This window comes from Burkholderia sp. BCC1640, assembly GCF_902833125.1.
Lineage (GTDB): Bacteria > Pseudomonadota > Gammaproteobacteria > Burkholderiales > Burkholderiaceae > Burkholderia > Burkholderia diffusa.
This window is the reverse complement of sequence record NZ_CADFEF010000032.1, coordinates 61,629-87,964: the sequence shown is the minus strand read 5'-3', so window position 1 is coordinate 87,964 and position 26,336 is coordinate 61,629. Positions and strand designations below refer to the sequence as shown.

The window sequence follows — 26,336 nt, the reverse complement described above, 5'->3', positions numbered from 1 at the left end:
CGGTGTCGGTCAACTCGCGCGTGTCGGGCCAACAACAGGCTCTTTTGCATTGGAAACGCGCCGAAAGCGCTACGCAAGAGCCAGTGCAGACCCTCGTCCAGGCTCCTGTTCCATTGGAAAGCGCTCATGCAACGCGTCTGACAATGGTTGACAGATGCGCGGCGCGACTTTCCCTATAGTGCAGTCATGGCGCGACGAAATGTGCGCGCAACGATTCGGCTTCCGACGCACATATGTCAATGGCACGCAGGAAGCAGATCCGGGATTCTCAACCCCCAACGAGAGACCCGGAGCCCTGAGCGGACATCCATGCGGCTGTGCACCGGCCCCGTGTGGATGTCCGCTGATTTTTTTTGTTTTCCGGTTCTTCCGCCGCCTGCCTTTCCCTCTCCAGCCAGCACGTTCATTGCCGCTTGCCGCGCGCGACTTCGTCGCCGGCGCCGGGCGGCAGCCGTCGCGTGATCGGAATCGACGCGAACGAACACAGCCCGACCACGACGAACGCGGGCCAGAAATCCGACCACACCATCGTTTGATGCCCCTGCAGCCAGTGCGACACGTGCAGCACGAGGCCGGCGACCGTCACGCCGAGCCCGAGCGACATCTGCTGCACGACACTGCCGAGGCTCGTCGCGCGGCCTGCATCGGCCTGCGAAATATCCGCGTAGATCATCGAATTCAGGCTCGTGAACTGCAGCGCGGGGAAGATGCCGCCGACCAGCACGATCGTCCAGATCGCCCAGGTCGGCATGCCCGGATGGAACACGCCGTAGGCGGCGATCGCGAGCCCGGCGAACGCGGCGTTGTAGATCAGCACCGTGCGAAAGCCGAAGCGGCGCAGCGTATGGGTGGCCGTCGAGCGGCTCACCGCGCCGCCGAGCGCGGATGCGCAGGTGATCAGCCCGGAGTGGAACGCGCTCATCCCGAGGCCTTCCTGGAGTGCGAGCGGCAGCAGGAACGGCACCGCGCCGAGGCCGATGCGGAACAGCGACCCGCCGACCACGCTCGCATGGTAGGTCGGGATCTTCAGGAAGCTGAGGTCGAGCACCGGGCGCGTCTTGCGGCGCGCGTACGGCACGTAGAGCGCGAGCATTGCCGCGCCGGCCGCGCACATCAGGAGCGCGTTGCCGCGCGACGTGAGCGAGCCGTCGATCAGCGTGAGGCCCATCAGCAGCAGCGCGGCGCCGCTCGCCGACAGCAGGAATCCGAACCAGTCGAGCGGGCCGGGATCGGCCTCGTGCGTGTTCGCGATGTGCTTGCTCGCGAGGTAGATCCCGTAGATGCCGATCGGCACGTTGATGAAGAAGATCATCCGCCAGTGCAGGTAGGTCGTGATGAAGCCGCCGACGAGCGGCCCGAGCGTCGGCCCGAACAGCGCGGGAATCGCGAGGTAGTTCATCGCGCGCACGAGATCGGAGCGCGGCACCGCGCGGAAGATGATGATCCGGCCGACCGGCACCATCATCGCGCCGCCGACGCCCTGCACGAAGCGCGCGAACGTCAGCACGCCGAGCGAGTTGGAGGCCGCGCACATCAGCGAGCCGGCGACGAAGATGCCGATCGCGGTGCGGAAGACGGAGCGCGCGCTGAAGCGGTCGGCAAGCCATCCGCAGATCGGGATGAATACGCCGAGGCCGACCACGTAGGACGTGATCGCAATGTTCAGTGTGACGGGATTGTGCCCGAAGTCCCTCGCCATCGCGGGCAGTGCGGTGACGATGATGTTCGCGTCGACGCTTTCCATGAACAACGCACAGGCAACGATGAGCGGTGCTAGAAAGACGGGCGACATGGGCAGGGCGCGCGGTAAAGACGCCATTATGCCCACAATGTGGTCGTTGCGTCACGCAAGACAACGGTTGTTCCGCATGTTGCAACAGTCGTTCCTGTTACCGCGTGTGAAAGAAGGGACGACTGCGATGCCGGATGCGATTCGTGACATGACACATGACGCACGCCCGCGGTGGCCACCGCGAAACTTGCGTGCGATGCGCGTTTCGTGCGACAGTCGGAACTCATCTGCGTAATACAACGACGCGCATCGATCGACGGCCATCGAGACGAGCGCACGCGCGAACGAGACCCCTGCCGAACCATTCATCATCGAAAGGAGGGGACACGTCATGACGCCACGTCGTGCCGCATCGACCGCATCGCATCCTGCCTCGCATCCGTCCGTTCCCGCGCCGCGTCTGCGCTGGGCCGCCGTCCTCGCCGTCGCTTACCTCGCCGTCGCCGGTTGCGCGGCGCAGGCCGACAGCGCAAATCAGGCCGCGATGCAGGCGGGCAGCCAGTCCGCCGCGCCCGCCACGGCGACGCTCGCGAGCCCGGCTTCCGGCACGCTGCTGCCGCCACCGAGCCAGCTCTACGGCGACCTGTTCGTCGCGGTGCAGACGGCGCAAATCTATCCCGACCAGAAGACCTTCGTCGACGCGACGCCCAACACCGATCCGGCGACGATCGTACAGTTGTATCAGCAACAGAAGTCGCAGCCGGGCTTCTCGCTGAAGGCGTTCGTCGACCAGCACTTCACGCCGCCGCCGGAAGGCGGGGTCACGCCGCCCGCGAACCAGACGCTGCGCCAGCACATCGACTGGCTGTGGCCGCAGCTCACGCGCTCCAGCACGACGGTGTCGCCGTACAGCTCGCTGATCGCGATGCCGAAGCCGTACGTGGTGCCGGGCGGCCGCTTCCGCGAAGGCTACTACTGGGATACCTATTTCACGATGCTCGGGCTGCAGGTGTCGGGGCGCGAGGATCTCGTCGACGACATGCTCGACAACTTCGCGTATCTGATCGACACGATCGGCCACATCCCGAACGGCAACCGCACGTATTACGCGAGCCGCTCGCAGCCGCCGTTCTTCGCCTACATGGTCACGCTCGCCGCGCAGGCCGAAGGCGACAAGGTCTACCAGAAATACCTGCCGGCGCTGCGCAAGGAACATGCGTACTGGATGCAGGGCGAAACCACGACGCCGCGCGGGCAGGCGGCGCGCAACGTGGTCGCGATGCCGGACGGCGCGGTGCTGAACCGCTACTGGGACGCGAGCGACACGCCGCGCGACGAGTCGTATCTCGAGGACGTGACGACTGCGAAGTCCGTACCGAATCGTCCCGCTAACGAGGTGTACCGCGACCTGCGCGCGGGCGCCGAAAGCGGCTGGGACTACAGCTCGCGCTGGTTCGGCGACGGCAAGACGCTCGCGACGATCCGCACGACGTCGATCGTGCCGGTCGACCTGAATAGCCTGATGTTCCATCTCGAGACGACGATCGTGAAGGGCTGCGCAGTCACGCGCGACATCGCATGCGTGGCGGATTTTTCCGGACGGGCGGCGCGGCGTGCGGCGGCGATCAACCACTATCTGTGGAATCGCCGCGGCTATTACGGCGACTACGACTGGCAGTTGCGCAAGCAGCGCGACGGCGTGACGGCCGCCGCGCTGTATCCGCTGTTCGCGGGCGTCGCATGGCCAGAGCGCGCGAAGGCGACCGCGCGCGAGGTGCGAAAGACGCTGCTGCAACCGGGCGGCCTCGCGACGACGACCGAGAACACCGGCCAGCAGTGGGACGCACCGAACGGCTGGGCGCCGCTGCAGTGGATCGCGATCGACGGGCTGCGCCGCTACGGCGAACCGGCGCTCGCGAAGGACATCGGCACGCGCTTCCTGGCCGACGTGAAGCATGTGTATGCGACCGAAGGCAAGCTCGTCGAGAAGTACGTGGTCGAAGGGGCCGGTGCGGGCGGTGGCGGTGGCGGCGAATATCCGCTGCAGGACGGCTTCGGCTGGACCAACGGCGTCACGCTGAAACTGCTCGGGCTGTATGGCGAGTGACGGGCCGCATGCGTTGCATGCAGGCGCGTAAACGGACACGGGCCGGATCGCCGCGCGCGCGGCAGTCCGGCCCGTGTCGCATGCGCGGGTGTCAGAACGTGATCGTCGTGCGCACGCCGACCACCGTTTCGTCGCCGATGCGCGCGCCGGCCGCGTTCGGGTTCGGGATGCCGCCGCCCGGCCGGAAGAAGTGTTGCACGTCGGCCTGCAGTTGCCACCACGGCGCGACCTGGTACTGATAGGTCGCCTCGATCACCGTTTCCGCGCGACGCACCGGATAGCCGGGCGTCGTATACGTGCCGGTGTCGCCGTCGAGCGCACGGGCATGCGAGCCGATCTTCGCGTAGCCGATCGCGATGCCGGCCGTATCGTCGTCGCGGCCCTTGAACGGCGCCTTGAGCGTCACGCCCGCATTCGCCGCGAAATCGACGACGTTGCGATCGCCCGGCGCGCCCATTACGCGCGCGAACACGCCGACCGAACGCGGGCTGTCCGCCGACGGCCGCCACACCATCTGATCCGCGACCGCATAGAAACCGTAGTTGCCGCGATGCGTGGCGGGGATGCCGTTGCTGGCCGGATTCGCGAGCGACAACCCGTCGGTGCCGAGGCGCGGATCGTTCGTGTGCTGCGACTGATACCAGAAGCCGAGCTTGTACGTGCCCGGCAGGCCGGCCGGTTGCGGCGCCTTCGGGTCGGCCGGCGGCGCGTTCAGCGCGTACTGGAGTTCGCCGATCACGAATGCGCCGCTGCGCAGGTTGAAGTTGGTGCCGTGCGCGTTCAGCACCTGCGCGTCGCCGTCGCTGCGGCCGGCCGGGTTGCCGTCGAACACGCCGACCATCGCGGTCCACGCGTCGGCCGGCTTCACGCGCAGCCGCACGCCGAGCGACGACAGCGGATACGCGGGGCCGCCGGACGGCAGGTCGGTCGACGGCAGCACGGGCCAGCCGAACGTCGCGTTCATGAACGTCGCCGCGTACTGGCTCACCATGAATTCCTGGTCGACGCTCTGCTGGCCGACCCGCACGTCGGCCTTGCCGGCGAGGAACGCCTGCTGGTACCAGAGCTCCCACAGCCGCGTGGTCGAATTCGCCTCGATGCCGGTCGCGGTCTGCAGCGTCTGCAAATAGCGCTGCGTGAGGTTGGTGCCGTGGATCTGCAGCGCCGACACGTTGAACGTACCGCCCGGCAGCCCGACCGCTTTCTCCGTATCGACGTTGAAGCCGAATTGCGTGAGGCCCTGATAGGCGCCGCCGCGCTGCGTGCCGCCCGCGGCGTTGTACAGGTATTCGCTGGTTTCCTGCAGGTTCAGCGTGACGCCGTGATCGCCGAGCACGTCGCGCAGGCCGCCCATGTTGCCGAACAGGTTCGAACGCTCCCAGAAACCGGTGGGCGCGGGCGCGGCAGCATCGGCGGCCGGTGCGGGGGCGGCGTTGCCGACGCCGGGCGCCGGCTCGGCCGCGGCGGCCGGCGTCGACGATTGCGCGAACGCGGGCGCGGCGGCGAGCGACAACAGCAACGCGGCGAGCGCATCGAGGCGCGGTGTACGCGGTGCGGATTCGAAGCGATTCTTCATGCGGGCTCCGTTGTTTGATTGATTAGCTTGACTGACGAAATGGAAACGTGAAGCGATGGCGTAGGTACGGGCGGCGCGCAGGCATGTGGCGCGTTCCGCATCGCCGTTCATGGCAACCAGCCCCCGATCCGCCATACGTGCGCGAAGCCGAGGCGCGACGCGGCCGTGCAGAGCAGCGCGACGAGCGCGATGGCGGCCGCCATCGCACCGACCAGCGCGCAATCGAGCGGGCGCGGTGCTTCCGGGAGGTGCGCGAGGGCGCTGCCGCGCCAGTTGCCGAACGCGTGGACGAGCGGCGAAACAGCCGAAACCAACGAGCGGTCGGACGCGACGTGGATGAATCGCTTGAATCTGGCCGCGAACGATTGAAAGAACATGACGAACCTCCGTCCGGTCCGGCGCATGCCGGACGACGTGATCGAGCGCGGGTGCATGACGCGACCTGCGATCGGCGGTTGGAACGTAACGGAGCGTGCGACGGACGGGCCGACTATGCCGGCACCGGGGGAAGCGCGCTAACCCGACGAATGCGAGCTAGCGGCGAATGACATGCGTCTGGCTGCTATCTCGCGATGGCTTGGCCGGCCTGGACCGGCATCGAACTGCAACTGGAGCATGTGTCCACGAAGGGACTCCCTTGATGAATTGGGGCGGATTGTAGTCGCGAGCTTTGCTGCGGTGCAAGTAAAAAAGCAGCGGCGTTGCGCGTATTGCACCGGCAGTTGCACCGCGCGCGGGCCGACCGATGTCCGGTGCGACCGGCCGCCGGCGGCACGCGGCGACTGTTGCTCGCACGCATCGGCGGCGCGCGCCGTGCGACGCATTGAAAGGTTGCGGCGCGTCATTCCGGGCGCGAATCTTTCAGCGTGTAGGGGAGGGAAAAAATATTCCCCGGAGGGCGTGCCAGAGGGTTGACTTCCGTTTCGGCCGGTCCATAGAATCCGGCATCTTCACTCTTGGGGCCGCCGCCTTGGACGCCTGCAGTAGTCGATCTTCGAACGAAATTTCCGCCTGAGCGACCGACGTCCGCGCCTCATCGAAGCCGCCGTTTGTCATCCAGGCAAACGGTGCGCGCAGCAGTATTCCGCAGCAACTCCCTACGTGCACCCTGATTCGCGCCGGTTAGCGTGATGCGTTTGCGCATGCGCCATCCGGTTTCGCCGCCGCCCGGCGCGCGGCCGCGTTCGCGCATGCGTTTCGCATGCACCCGAACGGCGGCCCGCGCCGCGCGGCGGTCAATCGTGTTCTCCGGAACACCGCACAGGAGCCGCCGTGAACGACAGTGACAGTTGTCCCTTATGCCCGTTGCACCAACAGACCCTTTTGAACCCGGGTCGCAGGGACAATCCGGCCGACTAGCCTGACACGTCGTTCAGGCCCCGGACTGGCCCCGCGCCCACCAAGCGGCCGGCACGCATGCCGTTGCCGCCAGGAGCCAGACCATGAACTTCGGCCTTCTGCTGTCGAATCTCCCGCACGTTACGGAATCGCGTCCGCATTACGACGCGATGCTGACGCTCGACGCCCGTCCGCGGGTGTTCTCCCGTTTGCTGAACCACCTGAAATCGTTGATCCGCTGAAGAAGCGCCGAGCGCGTCTCGGCATGCGGGCGCGGCCCCGTTCTGCGCGCGTATTCCAAGGCCACACGCTTGCCGGATAAAAAACCAGCCGTACGGAATTCATCATGTCCACGCCATCGAACGTCTCTCCACCGATCGCCGTCGAACGCAGCGCCGTGCTCGACGAAGCCCACCTGGGCGACATCCGCGGCGCGCTCGGCACCATCGCGCATCACGACACCGCCGCGCGCGGCACGTGGTGGGCGCGCCTGCGCACGCTGCTCGCGATCATCGGCCCCGGCCTGATCGTGATGGTCGGCGACAACGACGCCGGCGCATTCGGCACCTATACGCAGGCCGGCCAGAACTACGGCACGACGCTGCTGTGGACGCTGCTGCTGCTCGTCCCGGTGCTGTACGTGAACCAGGAGATGGTGCTGCGCCTCGGCGCGGTCACCGGCGTCGGCCACGCGCGCCTGATCTTCGAGCGCTTCGGCAAGTTCTGGGGCGCGTTCAGCGTGATCGACCTGTTCCTGCTCAATGCGCTGACGATCGTCACCGAGTTCATCGGCATCACGTTCGTGCTGGCTTTCTTCGGGCTCCCGAAGGTTGCGGGCGTCTGCGTGGCGGCCGCGTTGACGATGGCGGCGGTGAGTACCGGCGACTTCAGGCGCTTCGAGCGGTTCGCGATCGTGCTGTGCGTGATGAGCCTGCTGCTCGTGCCGGTGCTCGTGTCGATCCACCCGCCGGTAGCGCAGATGTCGCGCGACTTCTTCGTGCCGAACTGGCCCGCGCACGCGAAGCTGTCCGACGTGATGCTGCTCGTGATCGGCATCGTTGGCACGACGGTCGCGCCATGGCAGCTGTTCTTCCAGCAGAGCTACGTGATCGACAAGCGCATCACGCCGCGCTTCATGAAGTACGAAAAGGTCGACCTGTGGATCGGCATCGCGTTCGTGCTGATCGGCGCGGTCGCGATGATCGGCTTCAGCGCCGCGCTGTTCGGCGGCCATCCGGAAGCGGGCAGCTTCACCGACGCGGGCGGCGTGATCGCGGGCCTCGAGAAATATGCGGGCCGCACGAGCGCGACGCTGTTCGCGGTCGCGCTGCTCGACGCGTGCATCATCGGCGCGGCGGCGGTGTCGCTGTCGACCGCGTACGCGATCGGTGACGTGTTCAAGATCCGCCATTCGCTGCATCGCGGCGTGTCCGATGCGAAGGGCTTCTATCTCGTCTATTTCGGCATCGTCGCGGCGGCTGCCGCGCTCGTGCTGATTCCGGGCAGCCCGCTCGGCCTGCTGACCGAAGCGGTGCAGACGCTCGCCGGCGTGCTGCTGCCGAGCGCGACCGTGTTCCTGCTCGTGCTCTGCAACGATCGCCAGGTGCTTGGGCCCTGGGTCAACTCGACGAAGCTCAACGTGTTCACGGGCGCGGTGATCTGGGTGCTCGTGCTGCTGTCGATCATCCTGACCGCATCGGTGATGTATCCGGACATCAGCGGCGAAGCGATCGTCGACGTGCTGGTCGGCGGCACCGTGCTCGCGATCGCCGGTTATCTCGCGACGGTGCTGATTCGCCGCAACAAGCGTGTCGTCGAGCCGGGCATCGACCGCGCGCTGCGCGCCACGTGGCGCATGCCGCCGCTCGAAACGCTCGAGCCGCAGAACATGACGGTCGCGACGCGCGTCTGGATGGCCGTGCTGCGCGGCTATCTGGTTGTCGCCGTCGGTCTCGTGATCGTCAAGGTCGTGCAGATGACGCTGCTGAAGTAACGCCGTACGGCGTGATCGTCAGGTGTACGGACATGCCGGCCCGCGAGGCCGGCATGTCCGTTTACGCGGGTTCGTCGCGCGCGCGTCAGATCAGCTCGAGTTTCGACGTCAGGTACGTGAGCTGGATCCGGTTCGCGACGCCGAAGCGTTTGCGCAGCTTGCGCAGGTGATAGTCGACGTTGTGCGCGCTGGTGTCGAGGCGCCGGCCGATTTCCTTGTCCGACGCGCCTTCCGCGATGCCCAGCAGCAGTTCCTGTTCGAACGGCGTGAGCCCGTTCACGGCGCGTTCGCGCGACGTCGCGATCAGTTGCGGCGACGCGAACTTGTGCACCGACAGCCCGATCGACAACGCCTGCTCGATCGTCGCCGGCGTGATCCACTCGCGCGTGCGGCGCGGCGCGGTGAAGCTCATGAACGCATGCAGCCGCGTGCCGGGCACGGCCATCGAATACATGATGCCGCTGCACATGCCGTCGTCCTGCATCGTTTGCAGGAAACCGTCGAGCGCCGCCGGCGTCACGCACGGGCCGTCGTCGCGTTCGCGATGTTCGCGGCGCAGTTGCTGCAGGTCCCACACGATCGGCATGTTGCATACGCGCGCGCCGAGCGTGCGCGGATCGATGTCGTGATGGTTGTGCCGCACGTAGTCGCCGCGATAGGTGGTCGGCGTGAACGCCTCGTGGAGGTAGAGACTTTCGACGCGCTCCCGCGAGAATTCGAGCGCGAAATAGGCGAACGTCGAGAAGCCCGTCAGGTGCAGCAGGCTTGTGACGATCCGGTTGCGTTCGGCGGTGCTCTGCGCGTGCTCGAGCGTATCGGCGACGCCGAGCTTCGGCGCGTGCGGCTGCACGATGTCGCCGCGCTTGACGTCGTCGCACCAGACGACCTGCACCGGGCGCTCTCTCGACGCGTCGGTGCTGGAGGCCGTCCGTCGCGACGGACGGGACAACGTTGGGGCGACCGCTTCTTCTTGCAATGCAATATCGGACATGTGCCATCCCTCGGAATCGACGCGCATCGCGTGGCGGCAGCCGTGTCGTGCACGGCGTTCGCGACGATGCGATCGAGCATCTTTATGATATGCGCAGATCATCATCCAGACGAAACGCGGGGGCATTGTACAAAAATGCCTGTGTACGCGTAATATGCCGTAATACTAATTCGGGCGAAAGGTTCATATTCGCACCGGTATAGAGACAACCAGAAAAACATAAAGAAAAGACCAGATCGTGACGGGGCAGGTTCACATATTGGGAAAGGGTGGGCTCCTCATGACATATGCTGACGACGCGCCACGCGTCGAGTGGTTCTCGCAGGCCGATATCGCGGTCGCCGCCGCTTATTCGAAAGAAATTCATGCAATCGAGCGTGACGTTTTTACCGGCATTCAAATCGCGCCAGGTAAATCCGACCTTGCACCTGTCGATTTCGCCCAATGCCATTCCCGATTGCGGCAAATCGGTTTCAGCACGCTCGGATACGGCGCGTATGAAATGATCGGGCGGCGCATTCTGTGCGCGCATCTGCTGCGCGACCTCGCACCCGCGACGTTCATGCAGCCGTATATCGAGGGCATGCTCTACGAGAGCGACCCGCGTTTCGCGCAGGTGCGGCAGAGCGGCTTTCCGGTCGCGTGGCGGCTCGACGAGATCGAGTCGGCCGCGCAGGGCAGCGGCGACCGCAAGGTGCTCGCGCTGGCCGGCCATCTGCGTGCGCATGCAATGAACAGCGGCGTGATTTTCAGCCTGTCGGCGCCGCGGCTCGACTTGCGCGTCGCGGTGAACGTGACGTCGGAAGCGCACGGCACCGACTGGATCGACGATCGCGTGATCGGCGGCGCGCTGTCGGTGAGCCTCGCCGTGCATCGCGTCGCGCTGCCGTTTCTCGAGGCGCGCATTGCGCGCATGCGCGGCTTCGCGCTCGGCGACGAGCAGCAGCAGGTGCTCGAGCGCCTCGTGCGCGGGCTGTCCGACCAGGAGATCGCGAGCGCGCTGCGCACGTCGCTGCACAAGGTCGGTCACCATATCCGTTCGCTCGAAAAACTCTTCAACGTCCAGAATCGCGCGCAGCTCGCGTATCTCGCCGCACGCCGTCTGGAGTCCTGACCCTGTCTGCGCGCGCGGCGCCCGCCGCGCAATGGAAGCGGTTCCGGCGATGCGCGCGAGCAGGCGCCGCCGGGTTTCGTAGTCGGATCGGATCGTCACCGGAAAACCGCCGCGCCGCTACGAGGCGCATCCCTTTTTGCGCGGTGTCGCGTCGCTACACTCGTCCCATTCAACGGTCCGCGCGACACGGGGCATGACGGCCCGTGCCCGGCGGCGACAACGACAGGACGACGGCACGATGGCAGAACCGAAGGCGCTCCCTCGCGACTGGCAGCGGATCTTTTCCGCCGGCCGCAGCGTGTCCGGGCGACGTCTCGGGGCATCGCCGCGCGCCGACCTGTTTCTCGCCGCGTTCATCGTGTCGGTGGTCGCGCTGTTCATCCTGCCGCTGCCGCAAGCCGCGCTCGACGGGATGATTTCGCTGAACCTCGCCGCGAGCGTCGTGCTGCTGACGGTGTCGACCTACGTGCCTTCGGCGGTCAGCTTCTCGTCGTTTCCCGCGCTGCTGCTGTTTACGACCCTGTTCCGGCTTGCGCTGAACATCGCGTCGTGCAAGCTGATCCTGCTGCACGCGAACGCGGGCCACGTGATCGACGCGTTCGGCCGGCTCGTGGTTGGCAACAACGTCGTGGTGGGCGGCGTGGTGTTCCTCGTGATCGCCGTCGTGCAGTTCATCGTGATCGCGAAGGGCTCCGAGCGGGTCGCCGAAGTCGGCGCGCGCTTCTCGCTCGATGCGATGCCGGGCAAGCAGATGAGCATCGACGCGGATCTGCGCGCGGGGATCATCAGCGCCGACGAAGCGCGTGAGCGCCGCGAGAAGCTCGAACAGGAATCGCAGATGCACGGCGCGATGGACGGCGCGATGAAGTTCGTGAAGGGCGACGCGATCGCGGGCCTCGTGATCGCGTTCATCAACATCGTCGCGGGCATCGCGGTCGGCACGCTGATGCACGGCATGGACATCGGCGAGGCGCTGCAACGTTACGCGATCCTGACGGTCGGCGACGGGATGGCGTCGCAGATCCCGTCGTTGCTGGTGTCGATCGCAGCCGGCATCGTCACGACGCGCGTCGCGACGCGCGACACGCGGCAGCGCCAGCTCGGCGAACAACTGGGCGAGCAGCTCGGCGCGCATCCGCGCGCGCTGCTGATCGCGGCGCTGGTGCTGGCCGGCTTCCTCGTCGTGCCCGGTTTTCCGAAGTGGTCGTTCGCGCTGATCGCGTTCGGCCTCGGCGCGTTCGCATTCACGCAACTGAAGCGCAAGACGACCGCGCCGAGCTTCAACCTGATTCATATCGCCGGCCGCATCGGCGCGACCGACGACGGCCAGCCCGCGAAGGTGTCGCATGCGGCGGGCGTGACGTCGCTGATCGCGGTGTCGCTGTCGGACGACCTGCGCACGACGCTGAACCTCGCGCAGCTGCAGACTGCGCTGTCGAGCGCGAAGGCGCGCGTCGACGCGGATATCGGCACGGTCTTTCCTCGCATCACGCTGAACGACGACGAGGGCGCGGCGGCCGGCACGTACCGGATCTATCTCCAGGACGTGCTCGCCGCGCATGGCGCGCTGAAGCCGGGCTGGCTGCTGTGGGACGGCGTCGCGCCGCTGCCCGAGCGCGCGGAGCGCCAGCCGGCCGAGGCGTTCGGCCCGTTCGCGACCGCGCTGTGGATCAAGCCCGACGGCGCGGCGCCGGACGGCAAGTGGCTGACGAGCGAAGGCGCGCTCGCCGCGCACGTCGAACAGATCGTGCGCCAGCATGCGGACGAACTGCTCGGCATCCAGGAAACGCAGGCGCTCGTGCACCTGGTGCGCCGCGAGCATCCCGAACTCGTCGGCGAACTGACGCGGCTCGTGCCGCTGCAGCGCGTGACCGAGGTGCTGCGCCGGCTGCTTGCCGAACAGGTGCCGATCCGCAACCTGCGCGTGATTTTCGAGAGCCTGATCACGTGGGCGCCGAACGAGCCGGACGACGTGATCGCGCTGGTCGAACTGGTGCGCGTCGACCTGCGCCGGATGATCACCGATCGGCATGCGGGCGCGACGCGGCAACTGCGCGTCGTGCTGTTCGAGCAGAACCTGCAGGAGCGAATCGAGAACGCGGTAATGCGCACGAAGCAGGGCAATTTCCTCGCGCTGTCGAGCGCGATCAAGCAGGACATCGGCGAACAGGTGCGCGCGATCGTGCAGGCCGCGACGTCGGCGCAGGCGGCCGGCGCGGGCGGCCACGGCAACCCGCAAGGCGCCGCGCGGCTCGCGGTGATGGTCGCGCTCGGCGCGCGCCGCTACGTGAAGACGATCCTGCAGCCGGTGCTGCCCGAACTCGCGGTGCTGTCGTACCAGGAGGTCGAGGAGGACGTGCAACTGCATACGGTCGGTTGGGTGAAGAACCCGCCCGACGACGGCACGCTCGGCGCGGGCGCCGGCGTGCGCGCGCCGGGAGTCACGCAATGACGAGCTCGACGATCCTCGACCTGACCCGGCAGGCGCTGATGCTCGTGCTGCTGCTGTCGCTGCCGATCGTGCTGATCGCCACCGTCACCGGCCTCGTGGTCGCGATCCTGCAAGCGGTCACGCAGGTGCAGGACGCCAACATCGGCATCGCGGTGCGGCTGATCGCTGTGATGGTCGCACTCGTGCTGCTGTCGGGCTGGCTCGGCAGCGAGGTGCTGCGCTTCGCGCAACAGGCGCTGGAACGCATGTTCGTTTCTTCCTCAGGAGTGCTTTGATGCGTCGACGCGTCACCCCGATCCGGTTTCAACCGCGCCGCCTGCAACGGGCCGCGCTCGCCATGTGTGCGACCGCGCTGCTCACGGCATCGCTGTGCATGACGGTCGCGCATCCGGCGCGCGCGGCGGACCTGCGCTGGCGCAACAAGCCGTTCACGATCGTCGCGAACGGCAAGAAGATCGGCGACTTCATTCGCGAGCTCGCATCGTCGCAGGGCGTGACGGCCGTGGTCGACCCGAAGGTCGACGGCGTGATCAGCGGCCGCTTCTCGGGCACGCCGCAGCAGACGCTCGACACGATCTGCTCGACCTACGGGCTCACGTGGTACTACGACGGCTCGTTCCTGTACGTCGACCCGGCCGACCAGTCGCAGACGCAGATGATCCCGATTCCGCCGAACGCGGCCGGCGAGATCGGCCGCGCGCTGCAGGCGATGCAGATTCCCGACAAGCGCTACACGCTCGTGATCAACGACCGCGCGAACAGCGTGTACGTGGCCGGCCCGCGCCGCTACGTGGAGCTCGTGCGGCAGGCGGTCGGCTCGGTCGGCGACCCGTCGGCGAACGGCGCGCATGCGGACATTCGCGCGTTCCGGCTCAGGTACGGCTGGGCGTCCGATTTCACGATCAACCGCTCGGGCAAGGAAGTGACGGTGCCGGGCGTCGCGACGATCCTGCGCCGGCTGTTCGGCAAGGGCGGCGGCACGAGCGAACTGCCGTCGAGCACGCCGCTCGGGCAGGCCGCGCGTCAGGTGAAGCTCGGCTCGGGGCTGACGATCGCGGTGCCTCGGCTCGACTTCCCGGACATGTCCGGCGGCCCGCGCCAGGGCGGCTACGGCGGTGCGGACGTCAGCGCGGGCGGCTTCTCGCCGTTCTCCAGCGGCGGCGGTGGCGACACGCTGCCGCAGATCGTCGCCGATCCGGCGATCAACGCGGTGATCGTGCGCGACCTGCCGGAGAACATGTACCGCTACCAGTCGCTGATCAACCAGCTCGACGAGCGGCCGCGCATCGTCGAGATCAACGTGACGATCATCGACATCAACGAGGATTCGCTCGACAGCCTCGGGATCGACTGGCGTCTGCACACGACGCACGGCGACGTGCAGATCGGCAACGGCCAGAACCCGCTGAACGGCAACACGCAGTTCAACGGCGCCGGCAATCCGCCGCTGACGTTCGGCATCGGCACGTCGGAAACCGGGCAGACCGGCGCCTTCCTGCCGACCGGCATCGCGCTGACCGCGTCGATCGGCGGCTCGTTGCGCAACTACCTGCTCACCCGCGTGAACGCGCTCGCGCAGAAGGGGCAGGCGCAGCTGCGCTCGAAGCCGAAGGTGCTCGCGCTCGACAACACCGAGGCCATTCTCGAGAACCTTACGCAGTTCTACGTACAGGTGCAGGGCTACCAGGATTCGTCGCTGTACAGCGTGACGACCGGCACCAGCATCAAGGTAACGCCGATGATCGTCGACGAGGCGATCCGCAACGCGGCCGCCGTGTCCGGCAACCCGCAGAGCGTGATGATGTCGATCGACATCCAGGATGGCAACATCGTGCCGGGCCAGGCCGTGTCGAACGTGCCGGTGATCCAGCAGCGCAACATCGTCACCAAGACGATGATCGACGAAGGCAAGAGCCTGCTGATCGCGGGCTTCAACGACGACGAGGTGCGGCTGAACAAGAGCGGCGTGCCGTGGCTGTCCGACATCCCGCTGATCGGCAACCTGTTCAAGTACACCGACAAGTCGGGCAACCACATGGAGCGGTTCTATTTGCTGACGCCGCGCGTGGTGACGACCGCGTCGATGTACGCGCCGGACGGCTCGCCGGTGAATCCGGGTGCCGACGGGCCGGCCGGTTCGAACGGCACGTCGATGTATCGCCCGCCGGACAACGACATCGCGGTGCCGCTCACGCCCGCGCCGCTTCCCGGCACGAAGTTCGGCCCGCCTGCGCTGCCGCCGCCGAAGGATTCGGCCGCGCAGCCCGTGGCGACGACCGCAGGAGCGTCCTCTCATGTCGACGACCATCATTGACCCGCACGGCGACGGCGCATTGCCCGGCGGCGGCGCGGCCGGATCGGCCGCGCTCGCGTCGCCGTGGAACCTGTGCTTCCTCAGCGGGCCGATGTACGGCCGCACGATGTCGCTCGCGCGCGGCGCGAACTGGGTCGGCACCGCGGCCGACTGCGAAGTGATCCTGCCCGATCGCGAGATCGGCGCGAAACAGGTGTGCCTGCAGGTCGGCGCGCTTGCGGTGACGGTGCAGAACCACGGCGTCGATGGCGGAGCGCCCGTGCTGTTCAACGACGAGCCGCTCGGTGCGGGCCGCCGCTCGATGACGCCGCAGGACGTCGTGACGGTCGGCTCGATCAAGCTCGGCATCGCGCGTCATGCGCAGGCGAGCGTCGCGGTGCCCGACGAGGCCGACACGCAGGACGCCGCGCGCGAGGCCGCGTGGCTCGGCTGGCTCACCGGCGGGCTGCGACGTCTCGGCAGCCGGCGGCTTGTGATCGCGGTCGTCGCGCTGTGGATCGGGGTGCTGCTCGGCGCGCTCGGTTACGGCTTCGTCGCGTGGTCGGGGCGCCTGCCGTGGCAGCACGAGTCGGTGCTCGCGCGCACGCATCGGCTGCAGCAGTTGCTGCACGCGTATCCGGAGCTCGCCGTCGCGCCGCGCGACGACGGCGTGATCGTGTCGGGCTACGTGAGCGACCCGGCGGCGCGGGAACGCGTCGCGCAGATCGTCGCGGGCGTCGACAACGCGGCGCTCGGCAACATCTACGTGGTCAGCGATCTCGTCGCGACCGCGCAGACGTATTTCAGCGACACGGCACTGACGGTCACCTATCTCGGCCGCGGCCGGATCGAATTGACGGGCGCGGCCGAGCGCGCGCAGATCGAGCCGCGCATCCGCAACTACATGAAGGACGCACGTCCGGCGCTCGAGGTGGTCGACCACGTGCGCGACGCCGATGCCGCCGCGCCGCGCACCGCGACGACGCTCGGCGGCGTCGCGGGGATTCCGGAGATCACGACGGTATTCGCGGGCGACGGCGACCAGCGTTACATCGAGACGGCCGACGGCAGCCGCTATTTCGAAGGCGCGCGGCTGAAGGAAGGGCCGACCGTCGTGTCGATCGGTCAGGACGAAGTCGTGTTCGAGCGCAACGGCCAGCGCATCACGATGCCGCTTGGCGGCGCGTCCGCGAGCGCGCCGGAGCGGGCGCCGGCGCCGCCTGTGCCGCCGCTCGCGAGCGGCGCGGCGGCCGGCGTCGCGCAGCCGGTGCCGGGCCCGACGCTGCCGCAGGATGCGCCGGCGACGCCGGCCGTCGCGGCCGCCGGTGCCTCGAAGGAGGCGGCGCACTAGCGTCGCGACAGGTTTTGCGCATCGCGCGTCGCGCGGTGCGCGCATTACGCGACACGCCGCATGCATGCGGCGCGTCACGTCGCCGGCGGGGCATGGGGCCGCCGCCGGAAAGTGGATGACGTTCTTCACGCAAAAGGAGCGAAATATGGGTGCCTCAGCAGCAGGTAGCGCGGGTGGTCCGAACGACACGACCCAGGTTCAGCAGCAGGCGGACGACCTGACCAAGACGCAGCTCGAACTGACGAAGATCAACTTCCAGGTTCAGCAGTCGACCGCGACGTTCGAAACCAGCAACGCAGTAACCGCGCAGGAAGGGACGGCGAACGCCCAGGTTGCGCAACACCTGAGTTCCGCCGGCCGCGCATGAAGCCGGTCGCCGGCCGCGCCGCGCGACGCCACATGCCCGGGCCGCCCATGACGGGCGCCCGGCGGGGCGTGTGCGCGTGCCGGCCGGCTCGTTTCCGGCTCTGCCGGTCAAGGAGGACACGATCATGTCGGTAACAGGCGTAGGCGCGGCGCCGCCGGGCGCGGCCGCGCTCGCGGGCGCCGTGCAGCAGGCGGGCACGGCGTCCGATCCGGCGCAGGTGCGCCAGTTCGATGCGTTGATGCAGCCGGGTGCGGCCGCGGCATCGCCGTCGGCGTCGGGCGTCGCGATGTCGCGCGCGCCGGCCGATGCGGCGCCGGCGGTGCAGATGACGCCCGCGACACCCGCGCAGGCGAACCATTCGTCGCTGGTCGAGCGGTTGCGCACGTACGGCAACGATCTCGACACGCGGTACGCGAACATCGACAAGCATCGCACCGAGATGCTGACGTCGATGGCGGACAACCGCAGCGATCCGCTGATGACGATGGTGAAGGCGATGGATTTCCAGTGGACGGCGACCACCACGATTTCCGAATACCAGTTGAGCCTGTCGGTCGCGCAGGCGGCGAACGGCTTCACGCACACGGTGCTGAAGACGCAGGAGTGACGAAGGCCGGTGCGTGTGCCTGAAGCGGCCGCGCGCCCTGAAGCGGACAAACGATGACGACGATCGATTCGACGCCGCGCATGCATGCGTGGCGCAGCCGGGCAGCGCGAGCGCTGCTCGCGGGACTGCTCGCGCTGCTGGCCGGCTGCCAGAAGGAGCTGTACTCCGGCCTGTCGGAGCGCGACGCGAACCAGATGGTCGCCGTGCTCGGTGATGCGGGCATCAGCGCGTCGAAGGACAACGACGCGCGCGACACGTCGGATCGCAACGCATGGCAGGTGAGCGTCGCGGACGGCGACATGCAGTCGGCGCTCACCGTGCTGCAGGCGAACGGGCTGCCGAAGCCGAGCTATGCGAGCCTCGGCGAGCTGTTCCAGAAGCAGGGGCTCGTGTCGACGCCGGCCGAGGAGCGCGTGCGCTACCTGTACGGCGTGTCGCAGGACCTGTCGCGCACGCTCCAGGACATCGAGGGCGTGGTGGTCGCGCGCGTGCAGGTCGTGATTCCGGAGAACGATCCGCTCGCGGACAAGATCAAGCCGTCGTCGGCGGCCGTATACATCCGCTACCGGCCCGGCGTGGATCTGCGCGCGATGGCGCCGATGGTCAAGGATCTCGTCGCGCACAGCATCGAAGGGCTGCAGTACGACAACGTGTCGCTGTTCCTGCAGCCGGCCGCCGCGCGCACGACGCGCGTGGACGGCATCGGCAGCGCGGTGTCGGACGTCCTGCGGCTGCGCTCGCCGCTCGGCTGGCTGGTGTTCGCGCTGATCCTGCTGACCTGCGCGGTGATCGCACTGTCGGCCGCGCGGCGCGGGATGTTCGGCGCCCGGCTGGCCGGGCTGGTCGGCACGCCGCGCGGTGCGAACGGGGCCGGCGGTGCGTCCGCGTCGTCGGGCGGCGGCCTGCGCACGCCGGACGGCGCGCGCGACGGCGCATGAGCGAACACGCCGCGCTGCCGCCGGGTGCCAGGCCCGATGCCGCGCCGCTGCCGTGGCTGCACCCGCTTGAGCCGCCGCCGCCCGCGCGGCTCGCGGCGTTTCACGCGCTCGTCTGCGAATTCAACCTGCGGCCCGACCGCTATCTGCACGTGACGCGCGTGCCGGCCGAGTGGCCCGCGCGCTATCGCTCGCCCGACGCGTTCGGCCCGGCCGGCCGCAAGCTGCTTGCGCGCCATCTGCTCGACGCGAACGACGTGGCCGCGCATCACGACTTCGACGTCGCCAATCCGTGTGCGCGGCTCGCGCTGCTGCCCGGCGCGGCGCTCGAGCAGCTTGCGTCGTATGCGGGGCTGCTGCTGCATCGCGGCTGGCTGCGCGACGCGCTGACCGTGCGCCGCATTCGCGCGGAAATCGCGGCGAAGCTCGGTGGCGACGCGCTGGAGCTCGCGCTCGAGCGCGCGCCGGAATTCGGCGCGCTCACGGACACGCTCGAACCGTGGCGTGCCGATCCGGCCGCGCTGCCGGTGGTGATCCGCGCGCGCGGCGGGCGGCTGCTCGCGGATTTCATCGGCGTGGCCGGCGACGCGGTCGCGCGGCGCACGCGCCTGAAATTCAACCGCGCGATCGACGACGAAGCGCCGTACTGGCTGAACCGCGCGCAGCGCGACCAGTTCGGCGAATTGCTGTTCCTGTTTCTGATTCCCGAGAGGCTTGCGTCATGGGACTGGCTTTTCTGATCACGAGCGACAACCTGCAGCTGCTGTCGGAGCGCAAGGTGCTCAAGGAGCGCGAATACGCGGCGCTGCTCGACGCGTCCGCGGTGATCGCGACCGCGCGCGACGAGGCCGCGCGCATCGTCGCCGATGCGCAGCGCGAATTCGACAAGCGCCAGGCGGCGGGCTACGACGAAGGCATGCGCCGCGCGCAGCGCGAGCATGCGGCGCAGGCGTACACGCAGGCGCTGGCCGCCGCGCGCACGATGGAGTCGATGAAGGATTCGATGGCCGACATCGTCGTGAAGGCCGTGCGCGCGATCGTCGGCGAGATGGGCACGCAGAAGCTCTACGAGGCCGCGCTCGCGCGGATCGCGCCGCTCGTGCGCGACGAAGCGTTCCTGATCGTGCGGGTCGCGCCGGGCCGCGAGGACGAGATGCGCGACGCGCTCGACCGCGCATTCGCCGGCCAGTCGAATCGGCAACGGATCCGCATTGTCGAGGACGCGCAGCTCGAACGCCACGCGTGCACGGTCGAGACGCCGTCTGGGCGCATCGACGCGAGCCTCGACCTGCAGATCGACGCGCTGCGCCAGGCGATCCGCCGCGATGCGCTGAAGGGCACGTCGCGATGAACACGCCGCTCGACGATCCGCAGTCGTTCGGCGGCGACAGCGACGACGATGCCGCGCCGTTCGATCGCGGCCGCCTCGTCGGCGACCTCGACGCGGGGCTCGCATTTTTCTCGCCGGTGTCGGTGCAGGGCCGCGTCAATCACGCAGTCGGGCAGATCCTCAACGCGACCGGCATCCGCGCGCGGCTCGGCGAGATCTGCGAACTGCGCACGCCGAACCAGCCGACGCTGCTCGCCGAAGTGGTCGGCTTCTCTCGACAGACCACGCTGCTCACGCCGCTCGGCGACGTGGCCGGGCTGTCGCCGGAGACGACCGTCGTGCCGTCCGGGCGCGAGCACGTGTTCCCGGTCGGCGAAGCGCTGTTCGGCCGCGTGCTCGACGGGCTCGGCCGGCCGCTCGACGATCGCGGGCCTGTGACGGGCGCCGCGTGGGTATCGACGCAGCAGGACCCGCCGAACCCGCTCGCGCGCAAGATGATCGACACGCCGTTTCCGACCGGCGTGCGCGTGATCGACGGCCTGATGACGCTCGGCATCGGCCAGCGCGTCGGCATCTTCGCACCGTCCGGCGTCGGCAAGAGCACGCTGCTCGGGATGATCGCGCGCGGCGCGCAAGCGGACGTGAACGTGATCGCGCTGGTCGGCGAACGCGGCCGCGAAGTGCGCGAGTTCATCGAGCACAGCCTGTCGCCCGAGGTGCGCGCGCGCTCGATCGTCGTCGTGTCGACGTCCGATCGTCCCGCGATGGAGCGCGTGAAATCCGCGCTGGTCGCGACCGCGATCGCCGAGCACTTCCGCGACGCGGGCAAGCGCGTGCTGCTGCTGGTCGATTCGCTGACGCGCTTCGCACGCGCGCAGCGCGAGGTCGGCCTCGCGAGCGGCGAGCCGCCGACGCGGCGCAGCTTCCCGCCGTCGACGTTCGCCGTGCTGCCGCGCCTGCTCGAACGCGCGGGGCAGGGCGCGACCGGATCGATCACCGCGCTGTACACGGTGCTCGTCGAAGGCGATGAGGAATCCGATCCGATCGCCGAGGAAGTGCGCTCGATCCTGGATGGCCACATCGTGCTGTCGCGCAAGATCGCGCTCGCGAACCGCTATCCGGCGATCGACGTGCTCGCGAGCCTGTCGCGCGTGATGCCGCTCGTCGCGAGCCGCGCGCATCAGCACTCGGCCGCGCGCGTGCGCGAGCTGATCGCGAAGTACCAGGAGATCGAGCTGCTCGTGCAGATCGGCGAGTATCGCGAAGGCAGCGACCGGCTCGGCGATCTCGCGCTGCGCGCGCGCGATGCGATCGGCGCGTTCTGCACGCAGGCGTCGCACGAGGACGTGCGTTTCGACGCGCTGCTCGCGAAGCTGACGAAACTCGCGAACGACCATGTCTGAAGCCGACGACCGTCTCGTGCTCGCGACGCTCGCGCGCCTGAAGCGCGTGCGCGAGATGCGCAGCCAGATCGCGCGTGTGGCGGCCGCGCGCCAGCAGGGCATCGCCGCGCAGAGCCGCCGCGCGCTCGATGCCGCGCACGCGCAGCTCGCGCGGCAGGTCGCCGCGAAGGCCGCGATCCAGACGCGGCTCGCAGACGACCTCCGCGAGGCGCGCGCGCTGCAGAATGCCGCGGCCGACACGCGCACGTTCGATCGCCACATCGGCGTCGCGAATGCGTCGGTCAGCGAAGCCGCGCACGTGCACCGCGATCACGAGGCGACGCTCGCGGACCTGCAGCGCGCCGCGCGCAAGGCGAAGGCCGCCGAGGACAAGCTCGACAAGGCTGGCGAGAAGGCATTGCAGGCGCGTGCCGCGCGGGTCGAGCGCGACGCAGACGAGGTCGCGGATGCGCATGCGGTGCGGCGTTTCGCGACAGCCGGCGTGTGGGCGGGCGATGCGCCGGAGCATGCGGCGGGGCAGCCGGAGATGGCCGCCGTATTCGATGCGGAGATGGTGTCGCGGCCGGCGGATGCGGATGCGACGGCCGCGGCCGACACCGCCGACTCGACCGCTGCTGACGCTGCAACCCCTCCCGCCGCCGCGGACCGCCGATGCTAGACCACGCCGCGAATTTCAACGACATCGCCGGCACGCTGCGGCCGGTGCTCTACGTGATGCCGCGCCTGCTGCCGGTCATGTTCGTGGTGCCGGTGTTCAACGAGCAGATCGTCACGGGCCTCGTGCGCAACGGAATCGCGGTGGTGATCGCCGCGTTCGTCGCGCCGGTGATCGATCCGGCGCAGGTCGCCGCGCTGCCGTTCCTGATGTGGTGCCTGCTCGTCGCGAAGGAGGCGGTGGTCGGCATGCTGCTCGCGGGCGCGTTCAGCGCGGTGCTGTTCGCGATCCAGGGCGTCGGCTACCTGATCGATTTCCAGACCGGCAGCGGCAGCGCTGCGTTCTTCGATCCGATGGGCGGGCACGAGGGCGGCCCGACGTCGGGATTCCTCAATTTCGTCGCGATCGCGCTGTTCGTCACCGCGGGCGGCCTTCAAGTGCTGGTGCAACTGTTCGCGCAGTCGTACGCGTGGTGGCCGATCGGCTCGCTCGGCCCCGATTTCTCGTCGATGCTGGAGACCTTCGTCGTGCGGCAGACCGACACGATCTTCGAATGGATGGTAAAGCTCGCCGCGCCCGTCATCATCGTGCTGGTGCTCGTCGAGCTCGGCATCGGTCTCGTCGGGCGCGCGGTGCCGCAACTGAACATCTTCGTGTTCGCGCAGCCGGTGAAGAGCGCGCTCGCGGTGCTGATGATGGTGCTGTTCCTGCCGGTGGTGTACGCGTCGCTGCATGCGCTGCTGAGCCCCGACAGCGGACTGATGGCGCTGTTGCGCGCGCTGTTCGCCGCGCACGGCGGCGCGTGACGGCCCGCCGGAACCGGTGCGACGATGGCCGAAAAGAACCAGCAGCCGACCGCGAAGCGCTTGCGCGAAGCACGCCAGAAGGGCGACGTGCCGAAGAGCGCGGAGACGATCTCGTCGGCGTTCTTCGTCGGCGTGTGCGTCGCGCTCGCGGTCGGGCTCGGCACGCTGTTCGCGCGGCTGCAGGCGCTGTTCCGGCTCGTGTTCGATGCGGCCGGCGCGGCCGATCCGTCCGCGCGGCTCGCGACGCTGGTCGACGGCGCCGCGCGCGACTGGGCGCTGCTGTCCGCGCAGATCGTCGCGGCCGGGCTGCTGGCCGGCCTGCTCGCGGGCTTCGTGCAGGTGGGTGGCGTGATGGCGTGGAGCCGGCTCGTGCCGCAGCTGTCGCGGCTCAATCCGGCCGAGGGGCTGAAGAACATGTGGTCGATGCGCAACCTCGTGAACCTCGCGAAGATGCTGCTGAAGACCGTGCTGCTCGCCGCGACGCTCGGCTGGTTGATCGTCGAGTCGCTCGACCCGTCGGTGCAGTCGGGTTTCACGCGGCCGATGTCGATCCTCGCGCTGATCGTGAAGCTGCTGATGCTGCTGTTCGGCTGGGCCGCGCTGATCTACATCGTGATGGCGCTGATCGACATCGTTCACCAGCGCCATGAGTTCAACCAGAAGATGAAGATGTCGATCGAGGAAGTGCGGCGCGAGCACAAGGAAGACGAGGGCGATCCGCACATCGAGGCAAAGCGCCGGCAGCTCGCGCGCGAAGCGCAGTTCTCGTCGCTGCCGGACCGGATCGGCTTCGCGTCGGTGGTCGTCTATTCGTCGAGCGTCGCGGTTGCGCTCTATTACGGCGGGATCGGCACGTTGCCGTGGGTGCTCGCGCGCGGCGAGGGCGAGGCGGCCGAGCGGATCGTGCGGCTCGCGCGCGACGCGCTGCGCCCGACGCTCGCGAACGCCGGCCTCGCGCACGCGCTGTACGAGAGCACGCCCGAAAAGGGCACGATCCAGCAGCAGCATTTCCGCGAGGTCGCGCAGTTGCTGAAGTGGGCGACCGGCGCGGCATGACGGGTACGGCCCGCCGGGCCCGGAACGCCTGCATGCACGCCGTTCGCCGATGCGCCGTGATGTGGACCCGTTTCCGGTTTGCCGGGCCGATCGCACGTCGGGCTTGACGCGGCTTTTTTTCCAGATTTTTCCGACATTCATCCATGAATTATTGCTGATTTATTTCTTCGTAATATGGCTCGACCGTCAGCCGGGCGGCGGGCCGCGAGGTTGCGCCGCCGCTGACGGACCAGGTCAACAGAGGCAGACAAATCAAATGTGCGGAATCGACGGCTTTCTGAATAGCGTCGCCTTCGATGAGGAGACAGCGCGCGGCACGCTCGCGCGAATGACGACGAGCGTCGCGCATCGCGGGCCCGACGGGCAGGGCCTCTGGGTCGACCCGGAGGCTGGCATCGCGCTCGGTCACCGGCGGCTTGCGATCGTCGATCTGTCGGTCCACGGCCGGCAGCCGATGGCATCCGCGTGCGGCCGCTACGTCATGGTCTTCAACGGCGAAATCTACAACCATCGCGAGTTGCGCGCGGAGCTCGAGCGCGCGGGGCGCGCACCGGCATGGCGCGGCCACTCCGACACCGAGGTGCTGATCGCGGCGATCGTCGCGTGGGGCGTCGAGGCGACGCTGCGGCGCGCGACCGGCATGTTCGCGTTCGCGCTGTGGAACCGCGCGTCGCGGGTGCTGACGCTCGCGCGCGACCGGATCGGCGAGAAACCGCTCTATTACGGCCGGATCGGCGACACACTGGTGTTCGCGTCGGAGCTGAAGGCGTTGCGCGGCTATCCCGGCTTCGACGGCACGATCGATCGCGACGCGCTGTGCCTGTACCTGCGCCAGTCGAGCGTGCCGGCGCCGCATACGATCTATCGCGGCATCAGCAAGCTGCCGCCGGGCACCTTCATCCAGTTCGAGCATGCGCGCGACACGCCGCGCGTGCGCGCGTACTGGACGCTCGAGCAGGCGATCGAAGCGGGCCGCGAGCGGCCGTTCGAGGGCAGCGCCGACGAGGCCGTCGGGCAGCTCGACACGGTTCTGCGCCAGGCGGTTGCGCGGCAGATGGAAGCCGACGTGCCGCTCGGCGCGTTCCTGTCGGGCGGTATCGATTCGTCGGCGATCGTCGCGCTGATGCAGGCGCAGTCGGCGAATCCGGTCGACACGTTCACGATCGGCTTTCACGAGGCCGGTTACGACGAAGCCGGCTACGCGAAGGCGGTTGCGCGCCATCTCGGCACGCGCCACACCGAGCTTTACGTGACGGCCGACCATGCGCTCGGCGTCGTGCCGAAGCTGCCGACGATCTACGACGAACCGTTCGCCGACGCCTCCCAGATTCCGACCTTCCTCGTGTCCGAGCTGACGCGCCGGCACGTGAAGGTGAGCCTGTCCGGCGACGGCGGCGACGAGCTGTTCGGCGGCTATACGCGCTATTTCCTGACGCCGCGCCTGTGGCGCAAGCTGCATCGCGTGCCGGCGGCGGTGCGCGCGCGGATCGCCGCCGCGCTGCACGCGCTGCGCCCCGATCATGCGGACCAGCTCGCGGCGGTCGCGCAGGGCGCATGGGGCGGCGTGGAAGCGCGCGACTCGGCGACCCGCATCGGCGACCGGCTGCACAAGCTCGGCCACGTGATGACGGCCGAGAGCCGCATCGGGCTGTACCGGCTGCTGATGTCGTCGGTGCATCATCCGGAGCGCATCGCGCTCAGCGGCCAGGAGCCGCCGACGCCGCTCGATACGGTGTCCGCATGGCCCGCGAACCTGAGCTTCGCCGAGCAGGCGATGGCGATCGACACGCTCACGTACCTGCCGACCGACATTCTCGCGAAGGTCGACCGCGCGGCGATGGCGGTCAGCCTCGAGACGCGCATGCCGTTCCTCGACCATCACGTCGTCGAATTCGCGTGGCGCCTGCCCGCGTCGGTGCGCTTGCCGGAAGGGCAGTCGAAGGCGCTGCTGCGCCGGCTGCTTTACCAGTACGTGCCGCCGGCGCTGATCGACCGGCCGAAGCAGGGCTTCTGCGCGCCCGTCGATCACTGGCTGCGCGGCGCATTGCGCGACTGGGCCGACGCGCTGCTGCAGCCGTCGCGGCTGCGCGACGAGGGCTTCTTCGATGCGGCGGCCGTCGAGCGGCTGTGGCGCCAGCACCAGGCGGGCCGGATGAACTGGCAGCACCAGCTATGGACGGTGCTGATGTTCCAGGCGTGGCTGGAACATCAGCGGGCGGCGTAACGCGCG

At 68.5% G+C, this 26,336-nt stretch carries 22 protein-coding genes; 18 read left to right on the top strand and 4 right to left on the bottom strand.

Annotation, left to right across the window (positions count from 1 at the left end; all coding sequences use genetic code 11):
• Nucleotides 1–403: 403 nt before the first annotated feature.
• Nucleotides 404–1,792 carry an MFS transporter gene (locus HWX25_RS27610; protein WP_059819423.1) on the bottom strand — a complete coding sequence of 463 codons (1,389 nt, stop codon included), beginning with the start codon at nucleotides 1,790–1,792 and terminating at the stop codon, nucleotides 404–406.
• 331 nt (nucleotides 1,793–2,123) lie between these two features.
• Here HWX25_RS27610 and treA point away from each other — a divergent pair, with 331 nt between their 5' ends.
• On the top strand, nucleotides 2,124–3,839 hold the full coding sequence (gene treA, locus HWX25_RS27605) for an alpha,alpha-trehalase TreA (RefSeq protein ID WP_175911611.1): 1,716 nt from the start codon (nucleotides 2,124–2,126) through the stop codon (nucleotides 3,837–3,839).
• 91 nt (nucleotides 3,840–3,930) lie between these two features.
• On the opposite strand, the gene HWX25_RS27600 is transcribed toward treA, so the two are convergent.
• Complete coding sequence (locus HWX25_RS27600; protein ID WP_175911610.1) at nucleotides 3,931–5,415, bottom strand: carbohydrate porin; 1,485 nt, start codon at nucleotides 5,413–5,415, stop codon at nucleotides 3,931–3,933.
• Between the two features lie 107 nt (nucleotides 5,416–5,522).
• Nucleotides 5,523–5,792 (bottom strand): hypothetical protein, encoded by a 270-nt coding sequence (locus HWX25_RS27595; protein ID WP_175911609.1) that lies wholly within the window; start codon nucleotides 5,790–5,792, stop codon nucleotides 5,523–5,525.
• A gap of 1,065 nt (nucleotides 5,793–6,857) precedes the next feature.
• Here HWX25_RS27595 and HWX25_RS27590 point away from each other — a divergent pair.
• On the top strand, nucleotides 6,858–6,995 hold the full coding sequence (locus HWX25_RS27590) for a hypothetical protein (RefSeq protein ID WP_175752182.1): 138 nt from the start codon (nucleotides 6,858–6,860) through the stop codon (nucleotides 6,993–6,995).
• 104 nt (nucleotides 6,996–7,099) lie between these two features.
• Nucleotides 7,100–8,746 (top strand): Nramp family divalent metal transporter, encoded by a 1,647-nt coding sequence (locus HWX25_RS27585; protein WP_175911608.1) that lies wholly within the window; start codon nucleotides 7,100–7,102, stop codon nucleotides 8,744–8,746.
• 85 nt (nucleotides 8,747–8,831) lie between these two features.
• Here HWX25_RS27585 and HWX25_RS27580 read toward each other — a convergent pair whose 3' ends face one another.
• A complete protein-coding gene (locus HWX25_RS27580) occupies nucleotides 8,832–9,737 on the bottom strand; it encodes a LuxR family transcriptional regulator (protein ID WP_059819695.1) in 906 nt (301 codons plus the stop codon).
• A 280-nt stretch (nucleotides 9,738–10,017) separates the two neighbouring features.
• Here HWX25_RS27580 and HWX25_RS27575 point away from each other — a divergent pair, with 280 nt between their 5' ends.
• From HWX25_RS27575 to asnB, 15 genes are all read left to right on the top strand, one after another.
• On the top strand, nucleotides 10,018–10,851 hold the full coding sequence (locus tag HWX25_RS27575) for an autoinducer binding domain-containing protein (RefSeq protein ID WP_175911607.1): 834 nt from the start codon (nucleotides 10,018–10,020) through the stop codon (nucleotides 10,849–10,851).
• Nucleotides 10,852–11,089: 238 nt separating this feature from the next.
• Nucleotides 11,090–13,303: a type III secretion system export apparatus subunit SctV gene (gene sctV / locus HWX25_RS27570; RefSeq protein WP_175911606.1), complete on the top strand. Its 2,214-nt coding sequence runs from the start codon at nucleotides 11,090–11,092 to the stop codon at nucleotides 13,301–13,303.
• Nucleotides 13,300–13,578, top strand: a complete 279-nt coding sequence (gene sctS, locus HWX25_RS27565; protein WP_011659215.1) for a type III secretion system export apparatus subunit SctS — start codon at nucleotides 13,300–13,302, stop codon at nucleotides 13,576–13,578. The genes sctV and sctS overlap by 4 nt, the downstream gene beginning before the upstream one ends.
• Nucleotides 13,578–15,617: a type III secretion system outer membrane ring subunit SctC gene (gene sctC / locus HWX25_RS27560; RefSeq protein WP_175911605.1), complete on the top strand. Its 2,040-nt coding sequence runs from the start codon at nucleotides 13,578–13,580 to the stop codon at nucleotides 15,615–15,617. Before sctS ends, sctC begins: the two co-directional genes overlap by 1 nt.
• A complete protein-coding gene (gene sctD / locus HWX25_RS27555) occupies nucleotides 15,598–16,947 on the top strand; it encodes a type III secretion system inner membrane ring subunit SctD (RefSeq protein ID WP_175911604.1) in 1,350 nt (449 codons plus the stop codon). Before sctC ends, sctD begins: the two co-directional genes overlap by 20 nt.
• 145 nt (nucleotides 16,948–17,092) lie before the next feature.
• Complete coding sequence (locus tag HWX25_RS27550; protein ID WP_059527208.1) at nucleotides 17,093–17,314, top strand: hypothetical protein; 222 nt, start codon at nucleotides 17,093–17,095, stop codon at nucleotides 17,312–17,314.
• A gap of 124 nt (nucleotides 17,315–17,438) precedes the next feature.
• Complete coding sequence (locus HWX25_RS27545) at nucleotides 17,439–17,921, top strand: hypothetical protein (protein WP_059527205.1); 483 nt, start codon at nucleotides 17,439–17,441, stop codon at nucleotides 17,919–17,921.
• A 53-nt stretch (nucleotides 17,922–17,974) separates the two neighbouring features.
• The gene (gene sctJ / locus HWX25_RS27540) at nucleotides 17,975–18,859 is read left to right on the top strand and encodes a type III secretion inner membrane ring lipoprotein SctJ (RefSeq protein ID WP_175911603.1); all 885 of its coding nucleotides are present in this window, start codon (nucleotides 17,975–17,977) and stop codon (nucleotides 18,857–18,859) included.
• Nucleotides 18,856–19,596 carry a SctK family type III secretion system sorting platform protein gene (locus tag HWX25_RS27535; RefSeq protein WP_175911602.1) on the top strand — a complete coding sequence of 247 codons (741 nt, stop codon included), beginning with the start codon at nucleotides 18,856–18,858 and terminating at the stop codon, nucleotides 19,594–19,596. Before sctJ ends, HWX25_RS27535 begins: the two co-directional genes overlap by 4 nt.
• Nucleotides 19,578–20,207 (top strand): type III secretion system stator protein SctL, encoded by a 630-nt coding sequence (sctL, locus tag HWX25_RS27530; protein ID WP_059526757.1) that lies wholly within the window; start codon nucleotides 19,578–19,580, stop codon nucleotides 20,205–20,207. Before HWX25_RS27535 ends, sctL begins: the two co-directional genes overlap by 19 nt.
• The gene (sctN, locus tag HWX25_RS27525; protein ID WP_059526754.1) at nucleotides 20,204–21,589 is read left to right on the top strand and encodes a type III secretion system ATPase SctN; all 1,386 of its coding nucleotides are present in this window, start codon (nucleotides 20,204–20,206) and stop codon (nucleotides 21,587–21,589) included. Before sctL ends, sctN begins: the two co-directional genes overlap by 4 nt.
• Nucleotides 21,582–22,247: a hypothetical protein gene (locus HWX25_RS27520; RefSeq protein WP_175911600.1), complete on the top strand. Its 666-nt coding sequence runs from the start codon at nucleotides 21,582–21,584 to the stop codon at nucleotides 22,245–22,247. Before sctN ends, HWX25_RS27520 begins: the two co-directional genes overlap by 8 nt.
• Complete coding sequence (gene sctT, locus HWX25_RS27515) at nucleotides 22,241–23,050, top strand: type III secretion system export apparatus subunit SctT (protein ID WP_175911598.1); 810 nt, start codon at nucleotides 22,241–22,243, stop codon at nucleotides 23,048–23,050. Before HWX25_RS27520 ends, sctT begins: the two co-directional genes overlap by 7 nt.
• Nucleotides 23,051–23,074: 24 nt before the next feature.
• A complete protein-coding gene (locus HWX25_RS27510) occupies nucleotides 23,075–24,106 on the top strand; it encodes an EscU/YscU/HrcU family type III secretion system export apparatus switch protein (protein ID WP_175911596.1) in 1,032 nt (343 codons plus the stop codon).
• Between the two features lie 256 nt (nucleotides 24,107–24,362).
• A complete protein-coding gene (gene asnB / locus HWX25_RS27505) occupies nucleotides 24,363–26,330 on the top strand; it encodes an asparagine synthase (glutamine-hydrolyzing) (RefSeq protein WP_175911595.1) in 1,968 nt (655 codons plus the stop codon).
• The last annotated feature ends 6 nt before the right edge of the window (nucleotides 26,331–26,336 follow it).

What these genes read in the sequence shown, in the direction of transcription:
- HWX25_RS27580 (WP_059819695.1), bottom strand. Translation starts at nt 9,737, where the DNA reads ATGTCCGATATTGCATTGCAAGAAGAAGCGGTCGCCCCAACGTTGTCC.
- HWX25_RS27535 (WP_175911602.1), top strand. Translation starts at nt 18,856, where the DNA reads ATGAGCGAACACGCCGCGCTGCCGCCGGGTGCCAGGCCCGATGCCGCG.
- treA (WP_175911611.1), top strand. Translation starts at nt 2,124, where the DNA reads ATGACGCCACGTCGTGCCGCATCGACCGCATCGCATCCTGCCTCGCAT.
- sctT (WP_175911598.1), top strand. Translation starts at nt 22,241, where the DNA reads ATGCTAGACCACGCCGCGAATTTCAACGACATCGCCGGCACGCTGCGG.
- asnB (WP_175911595.1), top strand. Translation starts at nt 24,363, where the DNA reads ATGTGCGGAATCGACGGCTTTCTGAATAGCGTCGCCTTCGATGAGGAG.
- sctD (WP_175911604.1), top strand. Translation starts at nt 15,598, where the DNA reads ATGTCGACGACCATCATTGACCCGCACGGCGACGGCGCATTGCCCGGC.
- sctV (WP_175911606.1), top strand. Translation starts at nt 11,090, where the DNA reads ATGGCAGAACCGAAGGCGCTCCCTCGCGACTGGCAGCGGATCTTTTCC.
- HWX25_RS27595 (WP_175911609.1), bottom strand. Translation starts at nt 5,792, where the DNA reads ATGTTCTTTCAATCGTTCGCGGCCAGATTCAAGCGATTCATCCACGTC.
- sctL (WP_059526757.1), top strand. Translation starts at nt 19,578, where the DNA reads ATGGGACTGGCTTTTCTGATCACGAGCGACAACCTGCAGCTGCTGTCG.
- sctC (WP_175911605.1), top strand. Translation starts at nt 13,578, where the DNA reads ATGCGTCGACGCGTCACCCCGATCCGGTTTCAACCGCGCCGCCTGCAA.
- HWX25_RS27600 (WP_175911610.1), bottom strand. Translation starts at nt 5,415, where the DNA reads ATGAAGAATCGCTTCGAATCCGCACCGCGTACACCGCGCCTCGATGCG.
- sctS (WP_011659215.1), top strand. Translation starts at nt 13,300, where the DNA reads ATGACGAGCTCGACGATCCTCGACCTGACCCGGCAGGCGCTGATGCTC.
- HWX25_RS27575 (WP_175911607.1), top strand. Translation starts at nt 10,018, where the DNA reads ATGACATATGCTGACGACGCGCCACGCGTCGAGTGGTTCTCGCAGGCC.
- sctJ (WP_175911603.1), top strand. Translation starts at nt 17,975, where the DNA reads ATGACGACGATCGATTCGACGCCGCGCATGCATGCGTGGCGCAGCCGG.
- HWX25_RS27550 (WP_059527208.1), top strand. Translation starts at nt 17,093, where the DNA reads ATGGGTGCCTCAGCAGCAGGTAGCGCGGGTGGTCCGAACGACACGACC.
- HWX25_RS27545 (WP_059527205.1), top strand. Translation starts at nt 17,439, where the DNA reads ATGTCGGTAACAGGCGTAGGCGCGGCGCCGCCGGGCGCGGCCGCGCTC.
- HWX25_RS27590 (WP_175752182.1), top strand. Translation starts at nt 6,858, where the DNA reads ATGAACTTCGGCCTTCTGCTGTCGAATCTCCCGCACGTTACGGAATCG.
- HWX25_RS27510 (WP_175911596.1), top strand. Translation starts at nt 23,075, where the DNA reads ATGGCCGAAAAGAACCAGCAGCCGACCGCGAAGCGCTTGCGCGAAGCA.
- HWX25_RS27585 (WP_175911608.1), top strand. Translation starts at nt 7,100, where the DNA reads ATGTCCACGCCATCGAACGTCTCTCCACCGATCGCCGTCGAACGCAGC.
- sctN (WP_059526754.1), top strand. Translation starts at nt 20,204, where the DNA reads ATGAACACGCCGCTCGACGATCCGCAGTCGTTCGGCGGCGACAGCGAC.
- HWX25_RS27520 (WP_175911600.1), top strand. Translation starts at nt 21,582, where the DNA reads ATGTCTGAAGCCGACGACCGTCTCGTGCTCGCGACGCTCGCGCGCCTG.
- HWX25_RS27610 (WP_059819423.1), bottom strand. Translation starts at nt 1,792, where the DNA reads ATGTCGCCCGTCTTTCTAGCACCGCTCATCGTTGCCTGTGCGTTGTTC.